Raw genomic sequence first — 4,971 nt, 5'->3', positions numbered from 1 at the left:
GGGATTGTTCGTCTTTTTTGAAAATTTGTTTTGTTATGTCCCACCCTCATTTTTTATAAAATTGTTTTATGTTTTTTAAGCGAAAAAAACGAAACGTTAATGACTCGACAGATTGTGACGTAGTGTAAAAGCGTCAATACAACGATACCAGCATTCATACCGATAATAACTCCTGTCATACCAATCGTTGGCTGCGAACCGAGTACAAACATAAGTGAAAAGGAAACAACGTGAGACCAAATCGTATGAAATAGCGCATCTTTCACGTACCCTAACCCAATTAAGTAGGCTTGAAGCGGAATGGCAAAGAAATGAAACAGAAAATATGGCCACAGTGCCTGCAGATAAAAAACAGCTTCTGTGGAATGAAAGAATAAGCTCGTTAATGGCTCCGCAAAAATATACATAGCCAAAACAGATGGAATACCGTAAATAAACGTAAGCTGCATACTTTGAAGAAGAAGCTTTTGCAATTGCTTTTCTTGATCCTTTGCGTGTGCTTCAGATACCGCAGGAATAAGAGCTACTAAAAGAGAATGAGCAAAAAATGCTGGAAAAAACCCAATGCTCATCGCTACTCCTGTGAGCATCCCAAAGTGCTGCGTTGCACCGCTAAGCGTCATCCCTGACAAAATAAGAGCATGCTTAATCAAAAATGGCTGGATAGCATTACAAATCGCATTAAACAAGCGCAAACCAGTTGTTGGCAACGAAACGCTCAGTAGCTTCTTTCGAACATCTTGAGGGGTTAATTGTGCTCTATGCCCTCTTGTAATGACGTTCAATTGAGTCACATACGTGATAAAAAAATAAAGTAAGATAACAGCTTCTGTTCCAATTAGGGTACAGATAGCAATGAAAAGAGAAGTTTTCACATCTGTAAACTGAAACATTTGAAAAATAACAAATAAGATTGTTAATTGAAAGGCTTTTCGGATAAAGTTTGAAACCGCAATGGTTGACATACTGTTTTTTCCGGTAAAATATCCCCTCAATACGGCCGAGAAAGAGACAATTGGAATAAAGATTAATACGGCCCACTTTAAGTAGGGATGGTAATGTGTAAAGAAAGGAAAAAAAGAAACAACACCAAACGTGACGAAAAAAATAACGAGGCTTAATACCGTTGCAAACGTGGTGGCATGCTTCATCATATTGCGATGCTCATGTCGATTATGTTCTGCAATAAACTTTGAAATAGAAATCGGCAGCTCTAAATTTGCTACTGTGGCAACGAGAAAAATAATAGGGAGAACCGTCATATACATCCCCATTCCCTCTTTGCCAAGCTCTCGTGCTAATACCATATTCACTAAAAATTCAATGAGCTCCCCTGCAAAAGCAGCTCCTGCTAAGATAAATGTTCCTTTTAGAAAAGTATTCATCTACTAATCTCCTCAATTCTTGTCCTACCTACATGTATGACAACAATCTAATTATCAATTTCTTTAGATAACCCTTCTATACTTTGTCCTACTTTCATGTTATGTTCACCTTATGAGAAATAGAGCAACTTTATGCCTGTTTGGCACAGAGCACTCCATTTTCCTAAATTAATCATTGCAAGAAAAGAACAAAGTAGGTTAAAATTTTTCCAGATTCATATTTTTAGCGACCACCTTCTCTTAGGTGAAAGGAGAAAGAGCCATGACAACGATGACAACAATAAACTTACCTTCAAAGCAAGAACGCCATAAACTATTCGGTTCAGTAGATCCTGGCCCAAAAACAAAGCCCACTAAAAAAGAAGAAATGGCTGATTTACAAAATAAAAAGAAAGATTTTTTATTTGATATTCAAGCGGTTGGTGTTTCCAACGTTAAAATACCTGTAAACATATATGCCCCAGGTGGAGCTACGCCTACAATCGCTACTTTCACTCTCACTTCTTCTATTCCGAAGGATTCAAAAGGCACAAACATGAGTCGCTTTACGGAACTTTTAGAAGAGTATCGCAAGCGCAGTGAGTTGAATTTAACGTTTGCTGCCCTTACTTCATTTGTAACGGAACTCTCTGATCGCCTACGTATCCCTGATGCTAAAGTAGAGATTTCATTTCCATGGTTTTATGACCAAGTAGCACCTTCTTCAGGATTATCAGGTCTTAACCATTCTGAAGCTCGTTTGAAAGTTTCTTACACAAAAGAAGCTGGTGTGACGTTTGAAGTTGGATTAACAGCTGTTGTAAAAACACTCTGTCCTTGTTCAAAAGAAATCAGTGAATATAGCGCTCATAACCAGCGTGGCTACGTATCGGTAGATGTTCGGTTAGCTGATTCAATCAATGATGCTATTGACTGGAAACATGCTTTATTAGAGGCCATCGAATCAAACGCAAGTGCTAAAATCCACCCGATTCTTAAACGTCCAGATGAAAAAATGGTCACTGAACAAGCATATGAAAATCCACGATTTGTTGAAGATATGGTCCGCTTAGTAGCTGCTGACTTATACGAGTATCCATTTGTAGAAGCCTTTACTGTATCATGTCGTAATGAAGAGTCTATTCACTTACACGATGCTGTTGCAACGATTACATTTGACAAACAGCCCTGCTAACTAATAAGGGTGAGACATAGATATTTCAGTTAATGCTAGGTCCGAACTATAGAAAGTTAAATACTTTTGGTAGTTCGGATATTTTTTTGCTGCTTCGGAACACAATTTAAAAAACTAGCTCCATCGAACGGACGTATTCTCACAACTTATACTATTTAGAAACGGCATGGTTTGTTTTTGAGAGAGAATTGTTTCGTTATATTACAATCTCTTCACAAGCTACAATAAAGCAAACGATTGCAAAAGTTCACTGATTTCTCACATATTTCCGATATACTAAAAGAAGAACTTTATACTGAGAAAGGGCATGATGAAAATGCAAAAGCCAACTATATTAATTGTCGATGATGAACAACAAATGCGACATTTAATCAAGCTATCTCTTCAGCGAGAAGGCTATATGTGCATCGAAGCTTCAAATGGAGAAGAAGCATTAGATGAATTAGCTCATATGCTTCCTTCCCTTATTCTCATCGACGTGATGATGCCAATCATGGATGGGTTTACATTAGCTGAACGAATAAGAAGCGTCCACCCATCTATTCCAATCATCTTTTTGACTGCACGCGGAGATGAATTTGATCGTATACATGGATTAAAGATTGGAGGGGACGACTACATTGTTAAGCCGTTTAGCAGCGGAGAACTAATAGCACGTATTGAGGCTGTCCTCCGCCGTACAACTGCACTTCCACGTTCAGTTGAAGTCTATCAGCGATTTGGAAACGTTAAAATCAACAAGCTTGGTCGAACTGTATATGTAAATGATGAAGCGATACCGCTGACGTTAAAGGAGTATGAACTACTCGTCTATTTATGCAACCACATTGGACGAGCCTTCACACGTGAACAGCTGCTACGTCAAATTTGGGGACTAGATTACCTAGGAAGTGAGCGTACCGTTGATACTCATATCAAAACGCTGCGCTTAAAGTTAAAAGCGGAAGGTGACTTGATTCAAACCGTATGGGGAATCGGTTATAAAGCAGAAGTATGAAAAAGCTTTCACTTTCTCTAACAACCAAGCTCCGCTTATTAATAAGCGGCCTTCTATGTTTTTCTATCGTATTTTCATTTTTATTTATTCAGTTTCTTTACGAATCACTCTATGTAGACAAAACAGAAAGCTCACTTGTAGCAGAAGGCCAACAAATTGCTGCTCACTATCACACAGGTAAAATTTCCGATTTTTTAATTGGAAACGTGAACTGGCATAATACAGTCTCAGAAGCGGAAATTTTAATTTTTAATAATCCCGAAGAGCTGAGTGGATACTCTCCATTTTCTAAAGAAGATAAGCCTATTATTTCAAAAGCAGAACGAAAAAAACTCTTAAAAGGCGAATACATTGTTAAAAAAGGCTACGAAGAAAAATTTGAACGCAATCTTATTGGTGCTATTGTACCGCTAATTGATCAAAAAACAAATGAGCTAGCAGGTATCGTTTACCTATATGTCCCTTTAGCTTCATTGAATGAAGTTTTTACAAAAGCAGCAAACATCTTAGCGATTGTCGCAGTTATTACGTTTATTTTTCTATATTTAATTGGTAATCGGATTACAAAAGCAATTGTGAATCCATTACAGCGAATGAAAACTTTTTCAAATGAAATTGCAAAAGGAAACTTTTCTATACGTATACCTTCTACCAGCAATGACGAAGTTGGTCACCTTGCTGAAGCGTTTAACTCCATGGCATCTTCCTTAAAAAAAAGTGATGAACAAAAGCGTGAGTTTCTTGCAAACGTCGCTCATGAACTACGCACACCGCTTAGCTATATAAAGGGCTACAGTGAACTTTTACAAGATTCAACTATGAGCCAACAAGAACGAAACGATTATTTACACGTAATACAACGAGAAACGACAAGAATGAATGCACTTGTTCATGATCTTTTAGACTTATCTCAGCTTCAATCCGAAACGCTCACCATGACAAAGTCGCCTCTTGTTTTGGCTCAGCTTATTAATGAAACGCTTGACGTTTTAGCCATTAGCATTGCTAAAAAGCGGTTAACAGTTTCAGCCAACTTAGATGAAGATATTATCATGAATGCAAATGAGCTCCGTTTAAAACAGGTATTCTATAATCTGATTCATAATGCAATTCGTTACACGAATGCGGAAGGACACATTGACATCTCACTTTCCCATGATGAAAACAAAGTTGACATCAACGTAACTGATACGGGAATCGGCATATCAAAAGCAGATTTAAGTCGCTTAGGAGAACGTTTTTTCAGAGCGGATAAAGCTCGGACTCGCGACAAAGGTGGTACGGGCCTTGGATTAGCGATATCTAAGGAAATTATTCATTATCACGATGGAACCTTAAACTTTAAAAGTAATCTTGGTCAAGGAACTACCGTTACAATTACGTTTCCTTACGAATCTTTCCAATAGAGAGTTTGA

General features: G+C 37.8%; 4 protein-coding genes. 3 read left to right on the top strand and 1 reads right to left on the bottom strand.

What is annotated here, in order from left to right; translation table 11 throughout:
- Positions 1–53: 53 nt before the first annotated feature.
- Positions 54–1,385: a polysaccharide biosynthesis protein gene (locus BFL01S_RS18900; protein WP_061786638.1), complete on the bottom strand. Its 1,332-nt coding sequence runs from the start codon at positions 1,383–1,385 to the stop codon at positions 54–56.
- Between the two features lie 262 nt (positions 1,386–1,647).
- Between BFL01S_RS18900 and folE2 the strand changes: the two genes are divergently transcribed.
- From folE2 to BFL01S_RS18885, 3 genes are all read left to right on the top strand, one after another.
- Positions 1,648–2,559, top strand: a complete 912-nt coding sequence (folE2, locus tag BFL01S_RS18895) for a GTP cyclohydrolase FolE2 (protein WP_061786637.1) — start codon at positions 1,648–1,650, stop codon at positions 2,557–2,559.
- A gap of 316 nt (positions 2,560–2,875) precedes the next feature.
- Positions 2,876–3,556 (top strand): response regulator transcription factor, encoded by a 681-nt coding sequence (locus BFL01S_RS18890; RefSeq protein ID WP_174521204.1) that lies wholly within the window; start codon positions 2,876–2,878, stop codon positions 3,554–3,556.
- On the top strand, positions 3,553–4,962 hold the full coding sequence (locus BFL01S_RS18885) for a sensor histidine kinase (protein ID WP_061786635.1): 1,410 nt from the start codon (positions 3,553–3,555) through the stop codon (positions 4,960–4,962). Before BFL01S_RS18890 ends, BFL01S_RS18885 begins: the two co-directional genes overlap by 4 nt.
- The last annotated feature ends 9 nt before the right edge of the window (positions 4,963–4,971 follow it).

It is taken from the genome of Priestia flexa NBRC 15715 (assembly GCF_001591565.1).
Taxonomy (GTDB): Bacteria; Bacillota; Bacilli; order Bacillales; family Bacillaceae_H; genus Priestia; species Priestia flexa.
This window is presented reverse-complemented; position numbering and strand designations above follow the sequence as displayed.

What these genes read in the sequence shown, in the direction of transcription:
- BFL01S_RS18890 (WP_174521204.1), top strand. Translation starts at nt 2,876, where the DNA reads ATGCAAAAGCCAACTATATTAATTGTCGATGATGAACAACAAATGCGA.
- folE2 (WP_061786637.1), top strand. Translation starts at nt 1,648, where the DNA reads ATGACAACGATGACAACAATAAACTTACCTTCAAAGCAAGAACGCCAT.
- BFL01S_RS18900 (WP_061786638.1), bottom strand. Translation starts at nt 1,385, where the DNA reads ATGAATACTTTTCTAAAAGGAACATTTATCTTAGCAGGAGCTGCTTTT.
- BFL01S_RS18885 (WP_061786635.1), top strand. Translation starts at nt 3,553, where the DNA reads ATGAAAAAGCTTTCACTTTCTCTAACAACCAAGCTCCGCTTATTAATA.